A 24,038-nucleotide genomic window follows, 5' to 3' on the forward strand; every position below is an offset into this window, starting at 1 on the left:
GTACACCATAGTTCCCGGTCGCACGGCTTCCCGGACCGAGTGCGGTAGCGGGGGTCAGGCGCGGCTGGGCAGGGTGACGCGGTAACCGGCCGGTTCGGCGACGACGTCGGTGACGTCGCCGCGCGGGCGGCCGCAGCGGCGTTCGCATCCGGACCAGTGCTGACGTCCCGGAACCGTGATCTCGCTGGCGGCCAGGTCGTGTCCCGGACGCGGCGTGCCGTTCGGCGATATCCGCCCCTCGGTGACCGCTTCCGCGGCATCCGCGCGTACGTCGGTCCGGGATTTCGCGCAGCCGGGTCGTCCCGCGCAGGCCGTCACCAGCAGCCAGGGTGAGGCGGCGTCGAAGATCAGGCCCATCGGCGCCAGCACGCGCACCACCTGTTCGGCGGTCCATTCATCCAGGTCGGACAGGACCAGGCTGCGCCAGGGCGTGACGACGACCGGACGGTCCACCGCGGCGAGGAATTCGGCCGTCCGGCCGGGCAGCGCACCCAGCCGCACGCCCGCGCCGAGGCTGACCAGACCGTCGTCCTGGGTGCACCAGCCGATCGGAATATCCTGTGGTGCAGGCGATTCCAGTAGATCGTCGGCCGGTTCCACACCGAGCGCGGCGACGATCCGCGCGAGCCCGTCGGGGATTTCGTGCAACCGCCACCGTTCCCCGCGAAGACCCTGGAACTCGTGTGCGGCGGCGAGCAGCACCTCGACCGTCTGTGCGTGCGGCACCCTGATCCCGCTGTCGCGTCCGCCCAGCAGCAGCGCGTAGTCGTCCGCGCTCACGGCGTGGATGCCGAAATCGCCGCCGAGGCCGCTGACGTCACCGCGTCCGTCGTCGAGAGTGAACAGGACTCGGCCGGGCAACTCCGCCAGGGCCGGCGCCGCGCGCAGGGCGTCGTCGAGTCGTGGGATCAGATCCCGGACGTCGGCCAGGCCGCCGAGCCGCCCGGACAGCGGTGAGGCCACGATATTGCGCACCCGCTCGTGGGTGCGGCTGGGCAGCAGATCCGCGGCCCCGAGCCGGTCGGCCAGCGCACCGGCATCGCCGATCCGGCGGAGTTGGACGTTGCCGCGCGAGGTCAGCTCGATGCCGCCGTCGCCGAGATCGCGGGCCGCCTCGGCCAGGGCCAGCAGCTGATCCGGGCGCAACCGGCCGCCGGGTAGGCGGATGCGCGCGAGCGGTCCGTCGGCGGCCTCGTGCAGGCGCAGCACGCCGGGGCAGGAATCGGGGGCGGAGCGAGTCATGATCCACCCAGCGTACGACTCGAACGGGTGCGCGCGTCCGGCGCCGCGATCGGGTAGGCGGTTCAGTGTGCCGGTGCGATCAGGGCCGGATACGTGCGCGCTGCGGCCGGACCGCTCGGAGCATGGCGCGGCGGCGCAGCGCGCGGGGAGTCTGATCCCACTTGTCGGCCAGCAGATTCGGTGTCGCGTGATGATCGAGATGATCGCGGTGGACCGTGGTGGAGATCAGAGTCAGTCCGTAGACGAGCGTCAGCACGAACAGGACGCCGCCGATCATCGCGTAGCCGGTGTGGCCGGTGCCGGCCGCGGTGAGCGTCATGGCCAGCGTCGCGAAGCCGACCAGCGCGCAGAAATACCCGGACCAGGCGGTGAAGTGATTGCGCCGAACCCAGCTCGGTGTCATCGGCATGCGCTCAGAGTCCTCTCCTGCCGGTACGTCGCAGCGCACGGGCGCGACGCGCCCACGGCGGAGCCGGAACGTAGCTGTCGGACAACAGATGTGGCTTCTCGTGGTGGCGAATCCGATCGGAATGGGCCGTGGATTCGAAGATGAGCAGACCTGTTATCGCGATCCCCGCGCACACCCCGGCGGCGAGGAGCGCCAGCGCGTGGTGTTGCCCGGCGACAGCTGCCAATGCCATCGGCAGCAACGCAACGGCAACTAACATGCAAACTATTCCTGACCAGGCGGCGAAGCGATTCCGCCTGGCCCATCCTGGTGAGTTAGGCATATCACGAGCGTACGCCGGGGATGTCCGTTCCGGGAGAGTGTGCGCCAGGTCGTTATGGGCGCTGGGCGAAGGTGTCGGTGGGGCGCGGTAGCATCCCCGGTGCTCGCCTGTCCCGAGGAAACCGGTGCAATTCCGGTGCGGTCGCGCCACTGTGACAGTCAGACCCTCTCGGCGAGCACGAATCCCTGATGGGCGCGTAACCCGAGGAAAGGCCGATCGTGATCCTGCTGCTGTCCACCTCCGATACCGACCTGCTGTCCGCACGGGCCAGCGGCGCCGACTACCGGCTCGGCAATCCGGCGCGGCTGCTGCCGGAGGATCTGCCCGGCCTGCTGGCGGGCGCGGATCTGGTGGTCGTGCGCATCCTGGGCGGTCGCCGGGCGTGGGAGCAGGGGCTCGAGACGTTGCGCGCGAGCGGGGTTCCGGTGGTCGCGCTGGGCGGGGAGATGGCGCCGGACGCCGAATTGATGGAATGTTCGACCGTGCCCGGCGGCGTCGCCGCGGACGCGCACAACTATCTGGCCGCGGGCGGTCCGGAGAATCTGCGTCAGCTGCACAATTTCCTGTCCGACACCGTGCTGCTCACCGGATACGGCTTCGAACCGCCGGTCCACCTGCCGAACTGGGGTGAACTCGAGCGGACCGCGCGCGCGGACGTCGAGGGCCCCACGGTCGCGGTGCTGTACTACCGCGCCCAGCATCTGGCCGGTAACACCGCCTACGTCGAGGCGTTGTGCGCGGCGATCGAGGCGGCCGGGGCCCGGCCGCTGCCGCTGTACTGCGCGTCGCTGCGCACCGCGGAACCGGATCTGATCGCCACATTGCGCGGGGCCGACGCCCTGGTGGTGACGGTGCTGGCCGCGGGCGGCACCAAACCCGCCACCGCATCCGCCGGTGGTGACGACGAGGCCTGGGACATCGGGGCGCTCGCCGATCTGGACGTGCCGATTCTGCAGGGCCTGTGCCTGACCACCGGTCGCGAGCAGTGGGCCGACAGCGACGAGGGCCTCTCACCGCTGGACGTGGCGACCCAGGTGGCCGTGCCCGAATTCGACGGCCGCATCATCACGGTTCCGTTCTCGTTCAAGGAGTTCGACGCCGACGGACTGTCCACCTACGTGCCCGATCCCGAGCGCGCGGCGCGCGTGGCCGGGATCGCGGTGCGGCACGCGCGGTTGCGGCACATTCCGGCCTCGGACAAGCGGATCGCGATCGTGTTGTCGGCCTATCCGACCAAGCACGCCCGCATCGGCAACGCCGTCGGCCTGGACACTCCGGCCAGTGCCATCGCGCTGCTGAGCGAGATGCGTTCGGCCGGTTACGATCTGGGTGATCCGGGCGAGGTCCCGGGCCTCGAGCAGGCCGACGGTGACGCGCTGATCCACGCCCTCATCGCCGCGGGCGGGCAGGATCCGGACTGGCTGACCGCGGAACAGTTGGAGGGCAACCCGATTCGCATCGGCGCGGCCGCCTACACCGCCTGGTTCGACACGTTGCCCGCGCAATTGCGCGAGGCGGTCGTGCAGGCGTGGGGTGAACCGCCGGGAGAGCTGTACGTCGACCGGTCTGCCGATCCGCGCGGCGAGATCGTCATCGCCGCACTGCGATTCGGCAATGTGGTGCTCATCGTGCAGCCGCCGCGTGGTTTCGGCGAGAATCCGGTCGCGATCTACCACGATCCGGATCTGCCGCCGAGTCACCACTATCTGGCCGCCTACCGGTGGCTGGCCGCGCCGGACGGTTTCGCCGCCGACGCGATGATCCACCTGGGCAAGCACGGCAACCTGGAATGGCTGCCCGGCAAGACGCTGGGCATGTCCGCATCCTGTGGCACCGATGCCGCGCTGGGCGATCTGCCGCTGATCTATCCGTTCCTGGTGAACGACCCCGGCGAGGGCACCCAGGCCAAGCGTCGCGCGCACGCCACTCTGGTCGATCATCTGATTCCGCCCATGGCTCGGGCGGAGACCTACGGCGACATCTCCCGGCTCGAGCAGCTGCTGGACGAGCACGCCAACATCTCCGCCCTGGATCCGGCCAAACTGCCCGCCATCCGCCAGCAGATCTGGACGCTCATGCGCGCGGCCGAGATGGACCACGATCTGGGCCTGACCGAGCGCCCGGACGAGGAGTCCTTCGACGATATGCTGCTGCACGTCGACGGCTGGCTGTGCGAGATCAAGGATGTGCAGATCCGCGACGGCCTGCACGTGCTCGGCAAGGCGCCCAGCGGTTCGGCCGAGGTCGATCTGGTGCTGGCCATGTTGCGCGCCCGGCAGCTCTGGAGCGGTGAGGACCATGTGCCCGGTCTGCGAGAGGCGTTGGGGCTCAGCGAATCCGGGGACGAATCGCGTGAGCGCGTCGACGCCTTCGAGAAGCGGGCGCGCGAGCTCGTCTCGGCCATGCAGGAGACGGACTGGGCGGTCACGGAGATCGATGCGCTCACCGAGCGGCTGCTGACCGATTCCGGCGAGGATCCCGAACGTCTGGCCGCGGTGCGGCGGGTACTCGGTTTCGCCGCGACCGAGGTGGTGCCGCGGCTGCGGCAGACCGGCGTGGAGATCGCGCGCATCCTGCACGCGTTGAACGGTGGATTCATCCCGGCCGGGCCCAGCGGATCGCCGCTGCGTGGGCTGATCAACGTGCTGCCGACGGGACGCAACTTCTACTCGGTGGACCCCAAGGCGGTGCCCTCGCGGCTGGCCTGGGAGACCGGTCAGGCCATGGCCGATTCGCTGATCGAGCGCTATCGGGCCGACCACGGCGACTACCCGCGCTCGGTCGGATTGTCGGTGTGGGGCACCTCGGCGATGCGTACCTCCGGTGACGATATCGCCGAGGTTCTGGCGCTGCTGGGGGTGCGGCCGATCTGGGACGAGGCCAGCCGCCGCGTCACCACACTGGAGGTGATTCCCCAGGACGAGCTGGGCCGCCCGCGCATCGATGTGACCGTACGCATCAGCGGCTTCTTCCGCGACGCCTTCCCGCATGTGCTGGCGATGCTCGACGACGCCGTGCGGCTGGTGGCGAACCTGGACGAGCCCGACCAGCTGAACTACGTGCGGGCGCACAGCCGGGCCGATCTGGCCGAGCACGGCGATGAACGTCGTTCCACCACACGCATTTTCGGTTCCAAACCGGGCACCTACGGCGCGGGCTTGCTGCAATTGATCGACTCGGGCAGCTGGCGCACCGACGACGATCTGGCGCAGGTGTACACCGCGTGGGGCGGGTTCGCGTACGGGCGGGACCTGGACGGCGCACCCGCCGCGGACGACATGCGCGCCGCGTATCGCCGTATCGCGGTCGCCGCCAAGAACACCGACACTCGTGAGCACGACATCGCCGACTCGGACGATTACTTCCAGTACCACGGCGGCATGGTGGCCGCCGTGCGCGCGCTCACCGGCACGAACCCCGAGGCGTACATCGGCGACAGCACCCGCCCCGACGCGGTGCGCACCCGCACCCTGTCCGAGGAGACCGCGCGCGTCTTCCGGGCGCGCGTGGTGAATCCGCGCTGGCTCGAGGCCATGCGGCGGCACGGGTACAAGGGGGCGTTCGAGATGGCCGCCACCGTGGACTATCTGTTCGGGTACGACGCCACGACCAATGTGGTGGCCGACTGGATGTACGAGAAGCTCTCGGAGAGTTACGTTTTCGACGAGACCAATCGCAAGTTCATGGAGCAGTCGAATCCGTGGGCCCTGCACGGCATCGCCGAACGGCTGCTCGAGGCGGCCGAGCGCAAGCTGTGGGAGCGGCCCGAACAGGAGACTCTGGACAGGCTGCGGCAGGTGTACCTGGAGACCGAGGGCGAGCTGGAGTAGCGCGGTACGCCCGACAGCGTATCGCCGGGTCCGACCGAGGACGGATGTGCGGGCCTCGGACCCGGCCTAGCGTTGTGGCATGACCTGGGATGAACTGGCGAACAATAAGTACGCGCTGCTCACGAGTTACAAGAAGGACGGCACCGCGGTGGGTGCTCCCGTCTGGGTGGCGCCGGACGGGGATCGGATCGTGGTGTGGACCGACTCCTCGTCGTGGAAGGTGAAGCGGATTCGGCGCAATCCGCAGGTCCGGCTGCAACCGTGCGACAACCGGGGCCGCACCACCTCCGACGACGCGCTGACCGGTACGGCCGAGGTGCTCGACGCGTCGGAGACCGAGCGGGTGCGCGGGATCGTCGGCCGCAAGTACGGTGTGATCGGCAAGATCCTGATCCGCGGCCACAAGCTGGTCAAGGGCAGCGACGGTTCGGTCGGGCTGTTGGTCACCCAGCAGGCGGGGGCACAGTAGCGACCCCGTCGGTAGGCGGGTGGCTCAGGCCTCGGCGGTGATCTCGATGCCGACGGTGCCCTGCCGCCCGCGCCGCAATTGGCTGCCGACCACGACCAGCCAGCCCTGGATCGTGTACTTGCGCTTGATGAGCCGCCGCACCCGATCGCTGCCGGTGTCGTCGAGGATCCGCGCGGTGCCCTTGACGACCTCGCCGCGCGGAGTGCCGCTGACATTGCAGGATTGCAGGGTCACCGCGGGATTGCGGCGGATCCGCTTGACCTTCCAGCTGTCCGTGACGGTCCAGACATAGAGCCGGCCGTCGTCCAGCGCCGCCCACAGTGGCGAGCCGACCGGCGTGCCGTCCTTGCGAAAAGTGGTCAGCAGCACGTAATTCGCGGTGCCGACCGCGCCGAAGGGATTGTCCACGTACGCAGCCTAACGCCAGGCCGCACTGCCGACAGCACGCGGCCGATGCCTGGATGCACAGTTCAGGCAGCGAGGGTGAGGATCCGCGGCCCCTCGTCGGTGACGGCGATGGTGTGCTCGCTGTGTGCGGTGCGTGAGCCGTCGGCCGAGCGCAGCGTCCAGCCGTCGGGATCGACGACGATGCGATCGGTGGTGGCCGCGAACCACGGTTCGATGGCGATGGTGAGCCCACGACGTAGCTTGAATCCACGTCCCGCGCGGCCGTCGTTGGGGATGTGCAGATCCTCGTGCATGGTTCGGCCGATGCCGTGGCCACCGAATTCGGTGTTGATCGGATAGCCGTGGGAGCGCGCGACAGCGGCGATCGCCGCGGAGATGTCGCCCACCCGATTGCCCGGAACGGCTACCTCGATGGCGGCCTCCAGCGCCTCCTCGGTCGCGGCGACGAGACGTCGGTCCGCGTCCGCCGGTGTGCCGACGATGACCGTGACGGCCGAGTCGGCCGCCCAGCCCTCGACCTCCACGGCCAGATCCATGGTCAGCACGTCACCGTCGCGCAGCACGTAGTCGAACGGAAGGCCGTGCAGCACAGCGTCGTTCACCGACAGGCAGACGGTATTGCGGAACGGGCCGCGGCCGAAGGACGGCGCGTAGTCCCAGTAGCACGACTTCGCGCCGCGCTCCTGGATGCGCTGCCGCACATGTAGTTCCAGGTCGAGCAGATTCACGCCCACCCGGGCGCGCTCGCGCAGTTCGGCCAGGATCTGGGCGACGAACTGCCCGGTCACGCGCATCTTCTCGATCTCGTCGGGCGTCTTCAGCTCGACCACGGGTACCTCCCTCGACGGTATATAAATACCACCGTAGCTCACTCGGTATTTATATACCAAGCCGCTTGCGGTATTTGAATACCGCTCGTAATCTGTCGACATGGTCCGTCTCCCGCTCACTCCGGCGCAGGTCGAAGCAGGCCGCCGCCTCGGCGCCTGCCTGCGCTCGGCCCGCGCGGGCCGGGATCTCGGCGATATCGCACAATCGGCGGGAATCTCCCCGGAAACGCTCCGCAAGATCGAGTCCGGCCGCCTTCCCAGCCCCGCCTTCGGCACGGTCGTCGGCCTGAGCCGGGCCCTGGACATTCCGCTTCAGGACCTCGCCGACGTCTGGCAATCCGCCGCCCTCGCCGAATCGGCCTGAGCGACGCCGGTTCTCGGTTCTCGGTCGTGTGTACTTTGTCGAACTCCGATGTGGCGCAGAGCATTCCGTCGCTGGCATGGGGGCGCTGATCGAGCCGAGGACACGTGATCTTCTCGAGCCGGAGTGATCGATCAGAGCAGGGCGAATGGTTTCGGGGTCGGTTGTCAACGCTCGGTGGAACCTGTTGGGGAAACGAGGTTTTCGGTGCTCGATCGGATGTCCTGACGACAGGCGCGCAGGGCGGCGGCTACGAACGAGGTGACCGATGGGCGGTGGTCGTGTTCGTTCCAGGCCAGGACCAGGTGGCTGGGCGGGGCGTCGGAGACGGGGATGCAGACCAGGTCGGGCGGGATGTTCTCGACCAGTGAGCGGGGGAGTATCGCGATCATGCGGTCCACCGAGATCATGTGCATCATCTGGACCACATCGGAGACCACGGGGCCGGTGCCCTCGTCGCCGGGGAGACCTTTCCAGCACGGCAATGTCTCACCTTCGAGATCGGACATGCGTACCGATGCGCGCTCGGCGAGGCGGTGGTGGCGCGGGACGATGACCACACGGTCCTCGGTGTGCAGAATCTCGTGGGCCAGGCCGTCGAGGTCGTCGAACGGCGCGTAGAGCAGGCCGACGTCGGCGCGGTCCTCGCGCAGGAAGTCGGTGCGGTCGACGGGGCCGCTGAACAGGATCTCCACCCGGCGGGCGTCGGGCTGGTGGGAGTATTCGGCCAGGATTCCGGACAGCAGCCCGGCATCGCCGCCGGGTTTGAGCACGAGTCGCAGGTGAGCCTGGGCGTCGGCGGCGTGCCGGGCATTGCGGACCGCGGCGCTGACGGCGTTGAGCGCGTGCCGCCCGTGCTCGCGCAGGGCCGCACCGGCCGGGGTGAGTTCGACACGACGGCTCGAGCGCACGAACAGCGGGACGCCGAGCCTGCTCTCGATCCGCCGGATCGCCTTGGACAGCGCCGGTTGCGCGATCGACAGCTGGACCGCGGCGCGGCCGAAATGCAGTTCGTCGGCGACCGCGATGAAGTACTCGAGCTCCCGGGTTTCCAGTTCGATCATGCCTCCAGGTTATCGTCGGATAACGAACCGGTCTTGGACGCCTGAGAGGTGATCGGCCGAGAATTGCCTCATGATCAACCACACGATGATTGTTTCCTTCGATTCCCCGCTGCCCGACGGTGAGCTCGACCGATATCTCACGGATATCGAACAGGCCATGCTCGATACCGGCTTCACGCAGTCGGTCGTGACCCGGCGGCATATCCCCATTCCCGGTGAGGAGGCCATTCCGGCGCTGATCGCGACCGCGATCGTGCAGATCGGCCTGCCCGATGTCGAGACACTGGGGAAGGCGTTCGCCGCGCCCGGCGTGCACGAGGTCATCGACCACTGGCAGTCGCGGCATCCCTACAAGGTGGCCTGGGCGAACCACGAGTCGCTGGTTTAACGGTTCTCCCGTCTGCGATTCTGCTGGTGAACCGCTTCGTTCCACAACCAGCGGCAGCACCCCCACTCGGCCGGCGGTGCTTTCTCGGCGGTGCGGCCGGGCCGCACCCGGTATGTGTATCGCACCAGCCCGTCCATTCGAACCTACTATCGAAAGAAGTTCTCATGCGACGACATCAGCGCCACTTCCGCCTTTTCCTCGCCGCGGTAGACGACGCGCTATCCAAGGCGGATGCCCAGTGAGCGCCGAAGATCGGAAAATCGGTCTGGTCACCGGCGCGGGCAGCGGGATCGGCCGGGCGGCGGCGGTGGCCTTCGCCCGCGAGGGCGCCGCGGTTGCCGTGCTCGACATCGACCCGAGTGCGGCGGCCGAGACCGCTGACGCGATCCGGGCGGACGGCGGTGAGGCGCTGGCGGTCACCGTCGACATCGCCGCGGAATCCTCGGTGCGGGCTGCGGTCGAGCGCGTGGTCCAGGCGTACGGCGGCCTGAATTTCGCGGTGAACAACGCGGGGCTGGCCTCGCATCATCGGCGGCTCGACGAGATGACTCTGGACGAATTCGACCGGGTGATCGGCGTCAACCTGGCCGGGACCTTTCTGTGCATGAAATACGAACTGCCGCTGCTTGCGGGCGGCGGCGCGATCGTGAACGTCGCTTCGAACGGCGGTCTGTATGCGATTCCGACCGCTCCGGCGTATGTGGCCGCCAAGCACGGCATCGTCGGGCTCACCAAGGTCGCGGCGGTCGACTACGCCGACCGGAACATCCGGGTCAACGCCGTGTGTCCGGGCCCGACCCTGACTTCCGGATTCGAGCAGGTGGCGGCCGGTACCGACATGATCGCTCGGCAGGCCGCGAACACCCCGCTGGGCCGGTTGGCCACGCCCGAGGAGGCCGCCGCGGCGGCGGTGTGGCTGTGCTCGGACGCCGCGTCCTACGTCACCGGAATCACGTTGTCGGTCGACGGTGGGAGGCGGGCGTGAGCGCGACGGCCCACGAGCGCATCGGGACCGACATGCGCGTCATCGCGGTGGAGGAGCACATCTCCACCGAGGATTTCCTGAGCACCGCGCATGCCGTGGATGTCCTGCCGGGGGACGAGGTCGAGATGGATCTGATGCGGACCGTCGAGTCCGATCCGGGGCTTCGTGGTCGTCTCACCGATCTCGACGCGCGGCTGCGCGATATGGACGCGCTCGGACAGGATATGGCGATACTCAGCCTGAATCCCCCTGGCGTACAGCCGTTTCCGTCGTCCGATGCGGTGCCGTTGGCGAGGCGATTCAACGATGCGCTGGCCGAGATCGTGCGTCGGCATCCGGGCCGGTTCGGTGGATTGGGCACGGTGGCTCCGCAGGATCCGGTGGCCGCGGCCACGGAGATCGAACGGGTGATGGGTCCGCTCGGACTCAACGGCATCATGATCAACTCGCATACCGGCGGGCGATATCTGGACGAGCCGGAGTTCGCCCCGCTGCTGGCGGCGGCCGAGGCGAACCGAGCGCCGATCTATCTGCACCCGCGAGCGCCGAGCATGCTCGCCGCCTATCGCGACTACGGGATGCCCGGGGCGATCTGGGGTTATCAGGCCGAGGCCGGACTGCACGCCATGCGCCTGATCCTCAGCGGCACGCTGGATCGCTTTCCGGGCCTGACCATCGTCCTGGGTCACCTCGGCGAGGGAATTCCCTACTGGCTCAGGCGAATCGATAATCGGCACGCATTCGCGGCGCGGACGGCCGGGGCGGCCACGCCGATGCCGAAGCTGTCCCTGACGCCCAGCGAGTACTTCCGCCGCAATATGGTGATCACCACCAGCGGAATCGATGATCCGGACGTACTCGAACTGGCCCTGCGCGCGGTCGGCGCGGACGCGATCATGTTCGCGATCGACTATCCGTACGAGGACCCCGCGGCCGCCCTGGCCTTTCTGCGCGATGCCCCGCTGACCGACGCTCAGCGAACCGCGATTGCCCACCGCACGGCCGAGCGCGTGTTCGGCATCGGCCAGGCCGAGCGCGGAGAGAATCGCCATATCCACTAGTGCGCAACGGTTTTCGGTGCCGGTCGGCCGGGGCGGACCGGGCGGCCCGGTCGAGAGACCGGGTCGTTCGGGTGACTCCCCGTGCAGGGCAAATGACGACACCGGCGGTTCCGGACCATGCGCCGCGCCGTTCGGTCGGCTATCGACGACCCCGACGTCGTCCGCGGTACACCAAGGTTCATCTGGCGAAGCATCGGCGTGGCGATCGATCCACGCCCGAGGATCGCGGATGGCCGGTAGGTGTGTCGCGTGGGCTACGAACTGTGCAACACTGAATCGAACAGGGGCAGTAGGGTATTCGCGATATCGTCGCGGGTGGGCAGGGCGATGAGCGCGTCGGGTGGGCTCAGGTGGCGTTGCATGGCGCGCTGATGTGCCGCGCCCGCCAGCAGCAGGGCCGCCGGACGCAGGTCGGCGGTGTCGGCGCGAGGGGACAGGTGGGCAACGATCGCGTCGACGGCGCGGTGCGGGCCCAGATCCATGTCGCGGCTGCGCTTTTCGTAGGACTCGCGCAGTTCGGCATCGGATTGGATCGCGGCGATGACGGGGATTGCGGCGAGGTAGAAGTCCTCGAGTGTGGTGAGCAGGTCGAGCAGATCCTCGCGCAGAGTCCGCTCGGTCCCCTGGCGGTCGCTCAGTAAACCCTTCAGCGGCAGCAACTGGTGTTGGATCACCGCTTGCAGCAGACCCATCCGGTCGCCGAAGTGATAGAAAATGCTCGATTCGGCGACACCCGCCCGGCGGGCGACCTCCTTGGTGGATATGCGTGCCAGGCCTGATTCGGTGAGTACCTGCTGTGCGCTCGCGATCACGGCCTCCCGCACGCCGGTGCGGGGGCGGCCGCGGGCCGCGCGCTCGGATGTCACATCGCCTCCTGGAAACTCCATTCTCCCTTGCAGTATGCCGCATCCCGTCGTATTTTCTGAGTAGATACTCAGAAAATACGGTGATTCGGAGGTATCCGCCATGTCCAGTTCGACCCGCGCGCCCGCGCAGTCCCGGTTGCAGCGTTCCTGGGACGCCGCCGTCCGCTCCACGCTGCGAACCCGGTTACACCGGATCTTCAGCGGCAAGTTGCTGATCATCACGGTCGTCGGCCGCAAGACCGGGCGCGAGTACGCCAACCCGGTCGGCTATGCCACGCACGAAGGGGATCTGCTGGTCGGCACCGCGGCCCGCTGGCGCCGTAATCTCCGTGACGGTGAGCCGGTGCGGGTTACCCTGCGCGGAAAGGAGATTGACGCCGATTGGGAGGTGATCACCGACGAGGAGCAACTCGTCGAACTGTACCGGATCATCCTGGAGCAGAACCCGGTGCACGGTCGATTCGCCGGAATCAGCCTCGACGCCGACGGCAGTGTCAACCGCACCGAACTGCGGACGGCGCTGGGGAAGGGTACCGCTGTCGTGCGCCTGCACCCGCGTGACGAATCTCGATGAATTGACCGAAACACCTTGTAACCCAGCGGATTCTCCTCGATCAGTTCGGGGCGCGCGGATCTCGGATGTCGGAACCGTGGCAGCTCACCCCGGGCGAATCCCGATGCCTCGCCGGTGATCTGCCTGACGCGGGTGCAAGATCTGCCGCGTGGGCCGCTGTGGGTGAACTCGCTGCGGGGCCTCGCCCATGCGCCGACGCACGAGCCGGATCATCTTGCGGTGGACCGGATCCGCTCGTCCTATCGGTGTGCGAACTCCCCGATGTCGTCGACGTAATCGCGGTACTCGGACAGGGCATGATCGAGCAATCGGGCGATCGCGGCCTGGATCGCGGAGGTGTCCGCGGGCTGGACGGTGACGGTGCGATTGCCGGTCTCCATGTAGCGGCCGTCGTCGTGGATGTCGTACCAGCGCACGGTGCCCACCTTGCGAGGTTGCTCGCCGCCCCGGTTGCGCGGTCCCCGGAACACCGTGACCACCCCGGCCCCGCCCGCCGGACGCCGGACCAATCGCCGATACCGTTGCAGCGGAGTCGATTCCCCGGTGTAGTGCAGCGCGGGCTGACGTTCGGGATACAGATCGGCGGCGGCGAACGCCTGGGCGGGATGCGTCCCGGGGCAACAGTTCGGCAGGACGCCGGCCAGGACCGCGGAGAGCCGATCGGCGCTCACGATACTGAGCTCGATACGCGGGCGACGCGTGAATTGTATTGCGAGAGCGGCATGCCGGTCGTGCCGGGCCGCGGCGACCCGGATCGGCCCGGCCTGATCCGAGACGCCGTGGATCTCGGCCCACACCTCCGGATCGGTCAGCACGGTGAACGCCCGCCGCAGCAGGTCGGCCTGATTCCAGCTCAGCCCACCCTGTTCGGAATACCTGTGCCGGACCTGTTCCCAGTAGGTGTCGCGCTCGTTGACATGACCGAATCGGGACAGGTAGTGCAGCGGATAGAGCATTCGGTCGTTCGCGGGGCCGAACCACAGTGCCGCGAATTCCTCGTCCTCGAACGACCAAGTGCCCATTATTCACCTATCGTCGGCTGGACATGCCCATCGCTTCCGGCCATCTCCGCGGTGTGCGATTCGTGCCGTAGGTCGACCTTCTTGCCCGTCCGATCCCGATCACCCTCGTATCTGACCCGTAGTCGCGGCGGCCGATGGTCCGCGCCGGCGTGGTGGTGGCCGGGATCGGACATCGCCTCCACCGTGGCTGCCCCGGTGACCGCGGCCGCCGCGGGCTCGGCCAGGACATCCGGCGGTAGTGGATCCACCGTCGGGCGCGCGGGCGTGGCCTGGGCCGCGGCCGGTGCGTGTGCGCCGGGCACGGGTGTGCTCGGCGCGGGTTTGGGCACCGGCGGCGCGGGAGTCGAGGCGCCTGGTGGCGGTGCCTGCACGTTCGGCACTGGGACCTGCGTGTTCGGAGCCGGTGCGGGCGGGTTCGGCGTCGGGGTCACGAAACTCGGTGCGGGCGCCGGGGTGTTCGGCACCGGCGGCGTCGGCGCACTGGGCACCGGCGTACTCGGTACCGGTGCGGGCGCGCTGGGTACCGGCGACGGTATGGCCGGGATGGGCCCGGCCGAACCCGCCGATCCGAGTGCCGGTCCGGCGAGATTCGGCATCGCGGAGCCCGGGACCGGCCCGGACGAACCGGCGGAGGGTGCGTTCGGTGCGGGAGTGGGATTCGGCGCAGGTGTCGGGTTCGGCGCGGGAGCGGAATTGGCCGAGGGCGCGGAGTTGGGGGAGGATCCGCCGGTGGGCGGATTCGCCATACTGTCGTGTCCGGGCCGGATGGCATCGGTCGAGGAGGTGCCGGTGGCCTGCGTCTGGGTCTGCGCCGGTGCCGTCGAGCGTTCCGGGGTGGTTTGCGGCTGTTCCGAATTCGGTTGTTGCTGAGTGGAATTCGGGCGCTGCCGGGTCGAGTCGGGCCGATCGCCGTCCGGGGTGAGGGCCGGAGAATCGATGTGTGCCGATGAGGGCGTGGTCGGGGCGGACTCGGACGGGTTCGCCGGCGGGGTGGTCGCGGGGGACGGGGTGCCCTCGTGCCGATCGGCTCGGGCCGGACGACTCGTCGTCGGCTGCTGGAACAGCACATCGCTCGTGGAGGGCGTCGCCGAGGACGGGTCGTGCGGGAATCGGCCGATGGTCGTGTCGGCCGACGCCGGGAACGGCAGATCGTGCAGTAGTGAGGTGACACTCGCCGGTGAGGTGGAACCCGGGTGCGTGCCGTTGCTCCAGACGGCCGGCTCCGTCGAGGTCGCGGTGTCCTGGGAGTCGCTCGCGCTCGCCGGGACCGTGCCGCCACCGTTCGCGACGGGCACCGCTGCGGGGAAGGTGGGAATCCGCTTGTCCTGATCGGTGAACGGCAGCACGTACCGCTGCTGCATCACCTGCCGGGCGTCGTCCTGCGCCTTGCTCGCCTCACGGGTCTGGCGGTCGAAACCGGACGGGTCCTTGGTCTGATCGGCACTCACCGGGACGGGTTGGGGAATGTACGCCTTGGCGGTGAGCGCGGCCTGTGCGGTATTCGAGACCGTCTGTCCGGCCGCGTCGAACAGATCCGCGAGCTCCCCGGCCTTGCTGCCGTAATCGACCAGGGCGGTCACCGCGGCGTCGGCGGACGCGCCCGTCCAGTGCCCGTCCACCGCCGAGCGCACGGCCTCGACCAGGCCGGAAGTGGATGTGCGCCACTGCCTTCCGGCCTGCTGCCAGGCCGTGACGACGTCACCTGCGCTCTGCGCGACGGTCTGGAACGCGTCGTAGATCTGCTGATGGGTGAGCGCGTCGACGTTCTCCGGATCGGTGATGCCGGGCGGATCGTAGGTCGTCATACCGCCTCCTCCGTAGCCGCCTGTGCCGCACGGAGTTTGGCGGCGAACTCGCTGTCGGTCTGTTGCAGCCGGTCGCAGATCGTGCGGAACAGGGTCTGCATCTCGTCGGCGGTCTGCCAGTGATCCTGCAGGGTGTCGTAGGCGTTGTTGGCCCCGCCGCCGCCCTTGTCCCGGAAACGCTGCGCGATCGTGCGGGCCGAAGTGAGGATGTCGGCCTTCTCGCCCAGGCCCCACGCCTCGTGCGTCTGCACCTGCCGGACGAGTTTCTGGATCGCCTGGATCTCCGTCTTGCGTTGTCGCAGAGCGCGATCCAGCGCCAGGAACGCCTGCGGCTCCACGTCGAGTGACACCGAGCCGGTTTTGGCCTGCTCGATCAGTGGACCGAAGACCCGGCCCCCGCTGTCGTCTGTCATGCTGCCCCCGCTTCGACTGTGTGGCGGCGATTCTGCCATACCGGCCGTCCAGGTGTACGGCCATCGCGATTGTGCGGTGTGTGGTCTCGTCCGGTCCGGCGGGGCCGCGGGTCAGGTCGCCCGGCTCACCGAGGACATGTGGAAATCAGGAATTCGCAAGGCGGGCATGGCCGTTCGGCTGAACCAGTCCTTCCACTCGCGCGGCAGGGTGATCTCGGTCGCCCCGGCCTCGGTGGTGCGGCGCAGCAGATCCAGCGGACTCTCGTTGAAGCGGAAGTTGTTCACCGCGCCGGTGATCTCGCCGTCCTCGATCAGGTACACCCCGTCGCGGGTCAGGCCGGTCAGCAGCAGGGTGGCCGGATCGACCTCGCGGATGTACCACAGGCAGGTCAGCAGCAGGCCGCGTCCGGTAACGGCGATCATCTCCGGGAGGGTGGCCGCCGAGCCGCCGGTCATCAGCAGATTGTCGCCGGGAACCGTCACCGGCGCATCGAATTCCGCGGCGATCGCCCTGGGGTAGACCAGATTGTCGATCACGCCCTCGCGCACCCAGTCCACCCGTTGCGCCGGAAGGCCGTTGTCGAATACCGACATCGAGTCCGAGGAGGACGCGGTCGCCACGAAGGGCCGGTACTCGAGTCCCGTCGCACTGGGATCGGAGTACAGGGTGAGCGGGATATCGGTCAGACGTTCCCCGACGCGGGTGCCACCGGCCCGGGAGAAGGCGGTATGCCCCTCGTTCGCGCCGCGCCCCTGCATCTCCCACGCCAGGTTGATCAGCAGATCCGCGACCGCGGACGGCGGCAGCAGCGTCTCGTAACGTCCGGCGGGTAGTTCGACCCGGCGGGCGTTCCAGTCCAGTCGCCGCGCGAGTTCGGCGAGCATGCCCGGGGTGTCGACATCGGTGAAATCCAGGGTGCCCGCGCCGACCCAGGCACTCGCGGTGTCCGATGCCGGGCCGCGTTTGCCGTTGATCTCGACCGATCCGGTCGGCTGGGTCCAGCGGCGGCGGATGCCGGTCGAGGTGCCCAGCCAGGTGGTGTGCAGCTGATGGTGGGCGAAGCCGTAGAGCCGGTCCGCGCCGTCGAATCCGGTGGCCAGATCGCTTGCCAGACCGGTGAACACGTCGATGCCGGTGGCCGCGGGGTCCGCGGCCCAGTCCGGATCCAGGTGCAGGCCGACCGCGTCGGGCTCCAGCAGCGGCACCGCGTCGCGGGCCGGTGCTGCCGAGCGCGCGGCCTGTTCGCTCGCGCGCACCACCGCCTCGATATCGGCCGCGTCGACACTGGTCGAACTCACGCTGCCGACCCGGGCCGAGGTGGGCCCCGCACGCAGGACCGACACCACCGACCACTCCCGCGAGGTCGTGGATCCGTTGGTGGTCATGGAATTCCCGGCCCAGCGCAGGGATGCCTCCGAGGCGTCGGTGACGATCACGATCGCCTCGTCCGCCTGCGAGGCGGCCAATGCCCGCTCGACGACCTCCCCGCCCTGTAGCACGGTCACTTCCCGGCCTCCGATCGGGTGTTGAGAATATTGACTCCGCGCACCAGCGCCGACGGACAGCCGTGACCGACCGCCGCGACCTGGCCGGGCTGTGCCTTGCCGCAGTTGAACGCGCCGCCCAGCACCCAGGTCGACGGGCCGCCCACCGCCTCCATCGAACCCCAGAAATCGGTGGTGGTGGCCTGGTAGGCGACGTCGCGCAGCTGACCGGCCAAGCGCCCGTTGCGGATTCGGAAGAAGCGCTGTCCGGTGAACTGGAAGTTGTAGCGCTGCATATCGATCGACCACGACTTGTCGCCGACGACGTAGATGCCGTTCTCCACGCGGGAGATGAGTTCGGCGGTGCTGGTGTCGTGCTCGGGATCCGGTTGCAGCGAGACGTTGGCCATCCGCTGGATCGGGACGTGGTGCGCGGAATCGGCGTAGGAGCAACCGTTGGAGCGGTCCAGGCCCAGGCGGGGCGCGAATGCCCGATCCAGCTGGTAGCCCACCAGTACGCCGTCGCGGATCAGATCCCAGCGCTGCCCGGACACACCCTCGTCGTCGTAGCCGACCGTGGCCAGGCCGTACGGTTCGGTGCGGTCACCGGTGACGTGCATGACCGGCGTGCCGTAGCGCAGCGTGCCCAGTTTGTCCGGGGTCGCGAACGAGGTTCCGGCGTAAGCGGATTCGTAGCCGATGGCGCGATCGTATTCGGTCGCGTGGCCGATGGATTCGTGGATGGTGAGCCACAGATTGGTCGGATCGATCACCAGATCGGTCGGGCCCGGGTCCACGCTGGGCGCTTTCACCTTCTCGGCCAGCCACTCCGGAATCCGCGCCAGTTCGCCGGTCCAGTCCCAGACGCCGTCCTCGCCGGTGAGGTATTCCCAGCCTCGCCCGGCCGGCGCGGCCAGGGTGCGCATCGTCTCGAACGCTCCGAGGGCCGGATCGACAGTGATGGCCTCCAGCAGCGGATACACCCGCACCCGCTGCTGCGTGATCGAGGAGCCCGCGGTGTCCGCGTAGTACGTCTGCTCCTTGACCTGCAGCACATGCGCGCTGACATGATCGACGCCGTCGGCGGCGGACAGGCGCTCCGAATAGTCCAGCAGCAGAGCCGTTTTCTCCGGCGTCGGCACCTCGAACGGATCAATAGCGTAGTCCGAGACCCACTGCGCGTCGCGGTGGACCGGCTCGTCGGCCAGGATCACCTGTTCGCGGTTGAGCGCCCGCAGCGTCGTCGCGACGGTCACCGCGCGCCGGGCGACCTCGGCGGCGGTATCGGGCGACAGATCGGCGTGCGAGGCGAAACCCCAGGTGCCGTCGACGATCACACGGACCGCCAAACCCAGGTCGGTCGAATCGGTGACCGCCTCGACGCGGCCGTCGCGCAACCGGATGGTCTGCTGCACGAGCCGGTGCACGCGCAGGTCGGCGTAGTCGGCGCCGGCGGCACGCGCGGCCGCGAGCGCCGCATCGGCCAGGGCGTCCAGCGGCAGTGCGCGGAACTGTTCGTCCACGGCTCGAGGTGTGATACTCACCTCGCACACGCTAATTGCTCGCGAACCGGTCGTTCAACCGAATGCTCGAGGACGTTCCGGAATCCGGTGCGGCACAAAGCGACACGCCGTGCGTCACCGCATCGGCCGCAAGATTGCATGCGGTGCGATGTGGCGCGAGGTGCAACGCGCGGACGCGCTACCTGCCCGGAATTCGCTGTCACATGCCGTACTGTCTGCCCGCGTGCCGCCATCAGCCCTCCGTGACCGCAAGCGGGAACGCACCCGCCGCGCCCTCCTCGAGACCGCCGTCGAGATGTTCGAGGCCCGTGGCTACGAGGCGACGACCGTCGCCGACATCGCCGCGGCAGCCGAGGTGGGCACCCGCACCTTCTTCAATTATTTCGAGAGCAAAGAGGAATTGCTGTTCCCGCAGCCCGATGACCGGGTGCAGGCCGCCGTGCACGCGATCGCGACTCGCCGCGCGGACGAACGCCCCGTCGAGGTGTTGCTACGCGCGCTGCGCGCCGCCGGTGACAATCCCGGCGACCATCTCGGCGACACTCTCGCCGCGCGCATCGCGGTCCTGCGCGCCCAGGTCTCGCGCACGGTTCCCGCGGTGAGCGGCCGCGCCGCGCACGCGCAACTGGTCGCACAGCACGAGATGGCCCGTCATCTGCGTGCCGCGTTTCCCGAAGAACTCGACGAGGTCGGCGCGGCCGCACTGGTGGGCGCGGTGGTCGGCGCCGTCTCGGGCGCGCTGACCGTGCTGTTCTCCGGACGTCACGCCATCGAGGACGGCGAGCGTCTGCAACGCAAGATCCGCGAGACGACCTCCCGCGTGCTGGCCCCCTGGCTGGCGGGTCACTCCACCCACGCCCCTCGCCCGATCCCCGCCGAAGTGCACTGCTGAACTGTATTTTCGGCTGTATCTTCGGCTGTATTTTCGGCCTCCGCTTCGCTCCGGCGGGTTTTTCGGCGCCCTGATGGCTCGTCGTTCAGCCCTCGAGACTCGGGCTTCGCCCATGCGCTTCGAGGGCTGAACGACGAGCCGCGCCGAAAAACTTGGGAGTTGGCGTTATTTGCCTGACTGTTCCGGCGGACAGAGACGCTTCGCCGCTGGGCACGTTCGAGGTGGTCGGGTTGGGGCGGTATCTCACCTGAGAGCGGGGCTCGCCTGCGGCGTCGGGGAATTGGTGTGTTGGGCCGGGGGTGTTCTGCCTGGTTGTTCTGGCGTGGGAGATGCTTCGCCGCTGGGCTTGTTCGGGGTGGGTGCGTCGGTCGGGGCTGCGGCGGGGGCCGCATAGGCTGGGGTGGTGCGTCGATTCAGCTTGTGGCTTCGGGGGAAACCGCTCGTCGCCGATGCCATGCTGGCGGTCGCGCTGCTGCTGGTCGATCTGGTGACCATCGGGCACAAGCGGTACCTGGCCGTGTATCTCGTCTTCGCGGTGATCGTGCCGATTCCGGTGATCTTCCGGCGCAGATATCCGCGTACGAGTGCCGCGGCGCTGCTCGCGCTGGCGCTGCTGACGACGCTGGTCAGTCGGCTGGTCGGGGAGGATCTGCAGGTTTCGGCGCTGGTGGCGGTCGGTATCGCGCTGTACACCCTGGTCGCGTACGTGGGACGCCGCGAGGGGCTGATCTATCTGGGCGGCCTGATCGTGGACGCGGTGCTCGTGGATCTGCTGCTGCACGAGTCGGTGCCGATCACGGTCGCGTTCCTGACGTTGTTCTACGCGCTGTGCTGGACGCTGGCCGAATTCCTCGGCGCCCGGCACGCGTACGACACGGAGGTGGCCGCCCGGCTGGCCGTGGCCGATTACGACCGCGAACGCGGTGCGCACGAGGCGGTTTCGGCCGAACGCACCCGCATCGCGCGGGAACTGCACGATATCGTCGCGCACGCGGTGAGCGTCATCGTGGTGCAGGCCGACGGCGCGAAGTTCGCGCTGCGCAGCGATCCCGACGCCGCCGAACAGGCTCTGGGAACCATCGCGGCCACCGGGCGCGATGCCCTGCGCGAACTGCGCCGCACGGTCGCGCTGCTGCGCACCGAGCACGCACCCGAGCAGTTGCCGCAGCACGGCACCGCGGGATTGGCGAAGGTGGTGCAGATGATGCGCAGTGCCGGGCTGGCAGTCGAATTGGAGCTGACCGGCGAACTCGACGACGTGGCTCCCGAGGTCAGCCTAGGCGTCCACCGCATCGTGCAGGAGTCGCTGACCAACACCTTCCGTCATGCCGGACCGGCGCCGAAGGCGTGGGTGCGGGTGCACCGCAGGGACGCCGACGTGCTGGTCGAGGTCACCGATCTCGGTCACGGTGCGGGGCCGCTGGCCGGCGCGGCGAACGATGCGGCCGGGCCGGATCTGGCTGTCCGCAATGGCATCTCGGGCAGCGGCCTCGGCCTGGTCGGTATGCGCGAGCGTGTGGCGGTGCTCGGCGGTGCGCTCGAGGCCGGGCGGCGTCCCGAGGGCGGCTGGCGGGTACGGGCGACGATCCCGCTCGTATCCGATGCGGCCGAATGACCTCGACGATCCCAGTAGATTGGTCACGTGCCGATCACCGTGCTAGTCGTCGACGACCAGGAACTGATGCGAGCCGGGCTGCGGATGGTGCTGGGTGCGCACCCCGATCTGACGGTCGTCGGCGAGGCCGACAACGGCGCCGCGGCCGTGCAGCAGGCCCGCGAACTCACTCCCGACGTGGTGCTGATGGATGTGCGGATGCCGGTCGTGGACGGTGTCGCCGCCACCGGGCAGATCCTCGAATCCGGTTGCGGCAGCAAGGTTCTCGTCATGACAACATTCGACCTGGACGAACACGCGCTGGGCGCGTTGCGTGCGGGCGCGAGCGGTTTCCTGCTCAAGGACACCCCGCCGGAGGACCTGATCTCGGCGATCCGCAGCGTCGCCGCAGGTGACGCGGTGGTGTCGCCGAAGGTGACCAAACGCCTGCTGGATCGGCTCATCGCGGACGATCCCGGCAGTACCCGCGACGCGTCGGTACTCGACGTGCTCACCGCCCGCGAACGCGAGGTGCTCGAGCAGATCGCCGCCGGACGCTCCAATGCCGAGATCGCCGGGGAACTGTTCCTGTCCGAGGCGACGGTGAAAACCCATGTCGGCCGGGTGCTGACCAAACTCGGTCTGCGTGATCGGGTGCAGGCGGTCGTGCTGGCCTACGAGACGGGGCTGGTGCGCCCCGGCGCGTGAGATTCTCAGCGACCGCACAGGCGGGTCCGGGAGAAAATCGGACGATACGGTCGTTGTATGGGGTAGATGGTTTTCGAAAGGACCGCCATGCCCGCGCTGCTGTTCGCTCTATACCTGGTCGTCGAGATCGCCGCCCTCGTCGTGGTCGGCCACTTCATCGGCGTCTTCGCGACGATTCTGCTGCTCATCGCCTGTTCGGGGCTGGGCCTGATCCTGGTGCGCTCGCAGGGCCGCCGGGTGTTCGACCAGTTCCGGCGCGCGAGCCGCGGGGAGATCGCCCCCGGCACCGCGGTGGCCGACGGTGCGCTGGTCACCCTCGGCGCGGTCGCGATGTTCGTGCCGGGTCTGGTCACCTCGGTCGTGGGCCTGCTTCTGCTGCTGCCCACCCGCCGCCTGCTCCGCCCGGTCGTCTCGGCCTTCGCCACCCGCCGCATCGACCGCCTGACCATGGCCGCAGGTTACCGCGGCACGGTCGTCGACCCGGCTGGCGATGTGGTGGACGGCGTCGTGGTGCAGGAGTACTACGACGACGGCCAGGGCACGGCTCGCCCGATGCTCGACGGACGGTAGTTACCCGCAGGATCGTCCCGGTGCCGAACGCCCGAATTGCGCTGTGAGCGATGGGCGTTCATTCGACCGCGACGGTTCGGCGCGTCCGTCGCCGGTGTATTTCGGACGATGCCATCCGCGGTAACGGCGCGACGTGACGGCGATGCGCCCGCCGAATGAGTCCACGATCCCGTTGTCAGCGACACATGCCCCGGACGCCGGGGACCGCGACGAAAACTCGGTGCGGCAGACTTGTCTGCCGTGAGTACCCAGTTGCTGGTCGGCGGTCGCATCCACAGCCCTAGTTCTCCCGATGCCACATCGATGGCGGTCGAGAACGGCACGGTGGTGTGGCTGGGCGCCGAACGGCCGGGGCGAGCGCTGCATCCCGATGCGGAGATCATCGATCTGGACGGTGCGTTCGTCGCGCCCGGATTCGTCGATCCGCATGTGCACGTCACGGCGCTGGGGTTGCAACTGACGGGGCTGGATCTGTCCGGGGCCGCGTCGCTGGCGCAGTGCCTGACGCTGGTCGGTGAGTACGCGCGGGCGCATCCGGACGCGGTGATCATCGGCGAGGGCTGGGACGAGACCGGATGGCCGGAGGCCCGCCCGCCCGCGTCGGCCGAGATCGATGCCGCGGCCGGGCCCGGCCGGATCGCGTATCTCGTTCGCGTGGACGCACATTCCGCGGTCGTATCGACCGCACTGCTGGAATCGGTGCCGCAGATCGCCACGGCCGAGGGGTACACCCGAGGTGAGCCGCTGCGTGCGCGGGCGCATCATCTCGCCCGCAGCGCCGTACTCGACCGGCTCGATCGCGACCAGCGTGACCGTGCCCGCCGCGCCGCGCTCGACCACGCCGCTGCCAACGGCGTCGTCGCCGTGCACGAATGCGCCGGACCGCAGATCTCCGGTGCGGCCGATGTGACCGAGTTGCTGGAGTTCGCGCACGGCGTCGAGGTGCGCGCCTACTGGGGTGAGGCGGTGCGCGACGCCGACGAGGCGCGCGCCCTGGTCAAGGAACTCGGCGTGCACGGTCTGGCCGGAGACCTGTTCGTGGACGGCTCACTCGGCTCGCACACCGCCTGGCTGCACGCGCCGTACGCCGATCGCGACACGCGGGGCCTGGGATATCTCGACGTCGACACCATCGCAGCCCATCTCGGCGCCTGCACCGAGGCCGGGATCCAGGCCGGATTCCACGCGATCGGCGACGCCGCCGTGGCGGCCGTGGC

25 protein-coding genes are annotated in these 24,038 nt (G+C 68.8%); 12 read left to right on the plus strand and 13 right to left on the minus strand.

Annotation, left to right across the window (positions count from 1 at the left end):
• Positions 1-54 precede the first annotated feature (54 nt).
• The 3 genes from cobG to NM2_RS48840 form a co-directional block, all read right to left on the minus strand.
• On the minus strand, positions 55-1,242 hold the full coding sequence (gene cobG / locus NM2_RS08865; protein ID WP_067666482.1) for a precorrin-3B synthase: 1,188 nt from the start codon (positions 1,240-1,242) through the stop codon (positions 55-57).
• 79 nt (positions 1,243-1,321) lie between these two features.
• The gene (locus NM2_RS08870) at positions 1,322-1,651 is read right to left on the minus strand and encodes a hypothetical protein (protein ID WP_067666484.1); all 330 of its coding nucleotides are present in this window, start codon (positions 1,649-1,651) and stop codon (positions 1,322-1,324) included.
• A 4-nt stretch (positions 1,652-1,655) separates the two neighbouring features.
• A complete protein-coding gene (locus NM2_RS48840) occupies positions 1,656-1,910 on the minus strand; it encodes a hypothetical protein (protein ID WP_157120987.1) in 255 nt (84 codons plus the stop codon).
• 281 nt (positions 1,911-2,191) lie between these two features.
• On the opposite strand from NM2_RS48840, the gene cobN reads away from it, so the two are divergent.
• The gene (gene cobN / locus NM2_RS08875; protein ID WP_067666486.1) at positions 2,192-5,803 is read left to right on the plus strand and encodes a cobaltochelatase subunit CobN; all 3,612 of its coding nucleotides are present in this window, start codon (positions 2,192-2,194) and stop codon (positions 5,801-5,803) included.
• A gap of 79 nt (positions 5,804-5,882) precedes the next feature.
• A complete protein-coding gene (locus tag NM2_RS08880) occupies positions 5,883-6,272 on the plus strand; it encodes a PPOX class F420-dependent oxidoreductase (RefSeq protein ID WP_067666488.1) in 390 nt (129 codons plus the stop codon).
• 24 nt (positions 6,273-6,296) lie between these two features.
• Here the strand turns inward: NM2_RS08880 and NM2_RS08885 are convergent, their stop codons facing one another.
• Entirely contained in the window at positions 6,297-6,680 is a 384-nt protein-coding gene (locus tag NM2_RS08885; protein ID WP_067666490.1) for a PPOX class F420-dependent oxidoreductase, read from the minus strand.
• A gap of 62 nt (positions 6,681-6,742) precedes the next feature.
• The gene (map, locus tag NM2_RS08890) at positions 6,743-7,510 is read right to left on the minus strand and encodes a type I methionyl aminopeptidase (RefSeq protein WP_067666492.1); all 768 of its coding nucleotides are present in this window, start codon (positions 7,508-7,510) and stop codon (positions 6,743-6,745) included.
• 100 nt (positions 7,511-7,610) lie between these two features.
• Here map and NM2_RS08895 point away from each other — a divergent pair, with 100 nt between their 5' ends.
• Positions 7,611-7,874 (plus strand): helix-turn-helix transcriptional regulator, encoded by a 264-nt coding sequence (locus tag NM2_RS08895; RefSeq protein ID WP_067666494.1) that lies wholly within the window; start codon positions 7,611-7,613, stop codon positions 7,872-7,874.
• Between the two features lie 164 nt (positions 7,875-8,038).
• Here NM2_RS08895 and NM2_RS08900 read toward each other — a convergent pair whose 3' ends face one another.
• Positions 8,039-8,935, minus strand: a complete 897-nt coding sequence (locus tag NM2_RS08900; RefSeq protein WP_067666496.1) for a LysR family transcriptional regulator — start codon at positions 8,933-8,935, stop codon at positions 8,039-8,041.
• A 70-nt stretch (positions 8,936-9,005) separates the two neighbouring features.
• Between NM2_RS08900 and NM2_RS08905 the strand changes: the two genes are divergently transcribed.
• Positions 9,006-9,323: a hypothetical protein gene (locus NM2_RS08905; protein ID WP_067666498.1), complete on the plus strand. Its 318-nt coding sequence runs from the start codon at positions 9,006-9,008 to the stop codon at positions 9,321-9,323.
• Here the strand turns inward: NM2_RS08905 and NM2_RS52925 are convergent.
• Entirely contained in the window at positions 9,320-9,460 is a 141-nt protein-coding gene (locus NM2_RS52925; RefSeq protein ID WP_369690310.1) for a helix-turn-helix domain-containing protein, read from the minus strand. The genes NM2_RS08905 and NM2_RS52925 overlap by 4 nt on opposite strands.
• 101 nt (positions 9,461-9,561) lie before the next feature.
• Here NM2_RS52925 and NM2_RS08910 point away from each other — a divergent pair, with 101 nt between their 5' ends.
• The gene (locus NM2_RS08910; protein ID WP_067666500.1) at positions 9,562-10,308 is read left to right on the plus strand and encodes an SDR family NAD(P)-dependent oxidoreductase; all 747 of its coding nucleotides are present in this window, start codon (positions 9,562-9,564) and stop codon (positions 10,306-10,308) included.
• On the plus strand, positions 10,305-11,369 hold the full coding sequence (locus NM2_RS08915; RefSeq protein WP_218025881.1) for an amidohydrolase family protein: 1,065 nt from the start codon (positions 10,305-10,307) through the stop codon (positions 11,367-11,369). Before NM2_RS08910 ends, NM2_RS08915 begins: the two co-directional genes overlap by 4 nt.
• A gap of 254 nt (positions 11,370-11,623) precedes the next feature.
• On the opposite strand, the gene NM2_RS08920 is transcribed toward NM2_RS08915, so the two are convergent.
• Positions 11,624-12,235 carry a TetR/AcrR family transcriptional regulator gene (locus NM2_RS08920; protein WP_218025882.1) on the minus strand — a complete coding sequence of 204 codons (612 nt, stop codon included), beginning with the start codon at positions 12,233-12,235 and terminating at the stop codon, positions 11,624-11,626.
• Between the two features lie 100 nt (positions 12,236-12,335).
• On the opposite strand from NM2_RS08920, the gene NM2_RS08925 reads away from it, so the two are divergent.
• Positions 12,336-12,809, plus strand: a complete 474-nt coding sequence (locus NM2_RS08925; RefSeq protein ID WP_084530629.1) for a nitroreductase/quinone reductase family protein — start codon at positions 12,336-12,338, stop codon at positions 12,807-12,809.
• Positions 12,810-13,048: 239 nt separating this feature from the next.
• Here the strand turns inward: NM2_RS08925 and NM2_RS08930 are convergent, their stop codons facing one another.
• The 5 genes from NM2_RS08930 to NM2_RS08950 all read right to left on the minus strand — a co-directional run bounded on the left by NM2_RS08930 (position 13,049) and on the right by NM2_RS08950 (position 19,078).
• Positions 13,049-13,831, minus strand: a complete 783-nt coding sequence (locus tag NM2_RS08930; RefSeq protein WP_067666502.1) for an ESX secretion-associated protein EspG — start codon at positions 13,829-13,831, stop codon at positions 13,049-13,051.
• Positions 13,831-15,636 carry a hypothetical protein gene (locus tag NM2_RS52530; RefSeq protein WP_067666504.1) on the minus strand — a complete coding sequence of 602 codons (1,806 nt, stop codon included), beginning with the start codon at positions 15,634-15,636 and terminating at the stop codon, positions 13,831-13,833. The genes NM2_RS08930 and NM2_RS52530 overlap by 1 nt, the downstream gene beginning before the upstream one ends.
• Entirely contained in the window at positions 15,633-16,049 is a 417-nt protein-coding gene (locus tag NM2_RS08940; protein WP_067666506.1) for a hypothetical protein, read from the minus strand. Before NM2_RS08940 ends, NM2_RS52530 begins: the two co-directional genes overlap by 4 nt.
• Positions 16,050-16,160: 111 nt before the next feature.
• A complete protein-coding gene (locus tag NM2_RS08945; protein WP_067666552.1) occupies positions 16,161-17,549 on the minus strand; it encodes a metallopeptidase TldD-related protein in 1,389 nt (462 codons plus the stop codon).
• Between the two features lie 2 nt (positions 17,550-17,551).
• Positions 17,552-19,078 (minus strand): TldD/PmbA family protein, encoded by a 1,527-nt coding sequence (locus NM2_RS08950; protein WP_439956855.1) that lies wholly within the window; start codon positions 19,076-19,078, stop codon positions 17,552-17,554.
• Between the two features lie 202 nt (positions 19,079-19,280).
• On the opposite strand from NM2_RS08950, the gene NM2_RS08955 reads away from it, so the two are divergent.
• The 5 genes from NM2_RS08955 to NM2_RS08980 all read left to right on the plus strand — a co-directional run.
• Positions 19,281-19,949, plus strand: coding sequence for a TetR/AcrR family transcriptional regulator (locus NM2_RS08955; protein WP_245717915.1), 669 nt, complete (start codon positions 19,281-19,283; stop codon positions 19,947-19,949).
• A 403-nt stretch (positions 19,950-20,352) separates the two neighbouring features.
• On the plus strand, positions 20,353-21,564 hold the full coding sequence (locus NM2_RS08960) for a sensor histidine kinase (RefSeq protein WP_067666556.1): 1,212 nt from the start codon (positions 20,353-20,355) through the stop codon (positions 21,562-21,564).
• A gap of 27 nt (positions 21,565-21,591) precedes the next feature.
• Positions 21,592-22,251: a response regulator gene (locus NM2_RS08965; RefSeq protein ID WP_067666510.1), complete on the plus strand. Its 660-nt coding sequence runs from the start codon at positions 21,592-21,594 to the stop codon at positions 22,249-22,251.
• 87 nt (positions 22,252-22,338) lie between these two features.
• On the plus strand, positions 22,339-22,821 hold the full coding sequence (locus NM2_RS08970) for an FxsA family protein (protein ID WP_067666512.1): 483 nt from the start codon (positions 22,339-22,341) through the stop codon (positions 22,819-22,821).
• 240 nt (positions 22,822-23,061) lie between these two features.
• The coding region (locus NM2_RS08980) for an amidohydrolase family protein (protein WP_157120988.1) at positions 23,062-24,038 on the plus strand (977 nt) is incomplete at its 3' end.

The sequence above is a fragment of the Nocardia miyunensis NBRC 108239 genome (assembly GCF_001613065.1).
Taxonomy (GTDB): Bacteria; Actinomycetota; Actinomycetes; order Mycobacteriales; family Mycobacteriaceae; genus Nocardia; species Nocardia miyunensis.

Coding starts and splice junctions, on each gene's coding strand:
- cobG (WP_067666482.1), bottom strand. CDS start 1,242: ATGACTCGCTCCGCCCCCGATTCCTGCCCCGGCGTGCTGCGCCTGCAC.
- NM2_RS08870 (WP_067666484.1), bottom strand. CDS start 1,651: ATGCCGATGACACCGAGCTGGGTTCGGCGCAATCACTTCACCGCCTGG.
- NM2_RS48840 (WP_157120987.1), bottom strand. CDS start 1,910: ATGTTAGTTGCCGTTGCGTTGCTGCCGATGGCATTGGCAGCTGTCGCC.
- NM2_RS08880 (WP_067666488.1), top strand. CDS start 5,883: ATGACCTGGGATGAACTGGCGAACAATAAGTACGCGCTGCTCACGAGT.
- NM2_RS08895 (WP_067666494.1), top strand. CDS start 7,611: ATGGTCCGTCTCCCGCTCACTCCGGCGCAGGTCGAAGCAGGCCGCCGC.
- NM2_RS08900 (WP_067666496.1), bottom strand. CDS start 8,935: ATGATCGAACTGGAAACCCGGGAGCTCGAGTACTTCATCGCGGTCGCC.
- NM2_RS08905 (WP_067666498.1), top strand. CDS start 9,006: ATGATCAACCACACGATGATTGTTTCCTTCGATTCCCCGCTGCCCGAC.
- NM2_RS52925 (WP_369690310.1), bottom strand. CDS start 9,460: ATGGACGGGCTGGTGCGATACACATACCGGGTGCGGCCCGGCCGCACC.
- NM2_RS08925 (WP_084530629.1), top strand. CDS start 12,336: ATGTCCAGTTCGACCCGCGCGCCCGCGCAGTCCCGGTTGCAGCGTTCC.
- NM2_RS08930 (WP_067666502.1), bottom strand. CDS start 13,831: ATGGGCACTTGGTCGTTCGAGGACGAGGAATTCGCGGCACTGTGGTTC.
- NM2_RS52530 (WP_067666504.1), bottom strand. CDS start 15,636: ATGACGACCTACGATCCGCCCGGCATCACCGATCCGGAGAACGTCGAC.
- NM2_RS08940 (WP_067666506.1), bottom strand. CDS start 16,049: ATGACAGACGACAGCGGGGGCCGGGTCTTCGGTCCACTGATCGAGCAG.
- NM2_RS08970 (WP_067666512.1), top strand. CDS start 22,339: ATGCCCGCGCTGCTGTTCGCTCTATACCTGGTCGTCGAGATCGCCGCC.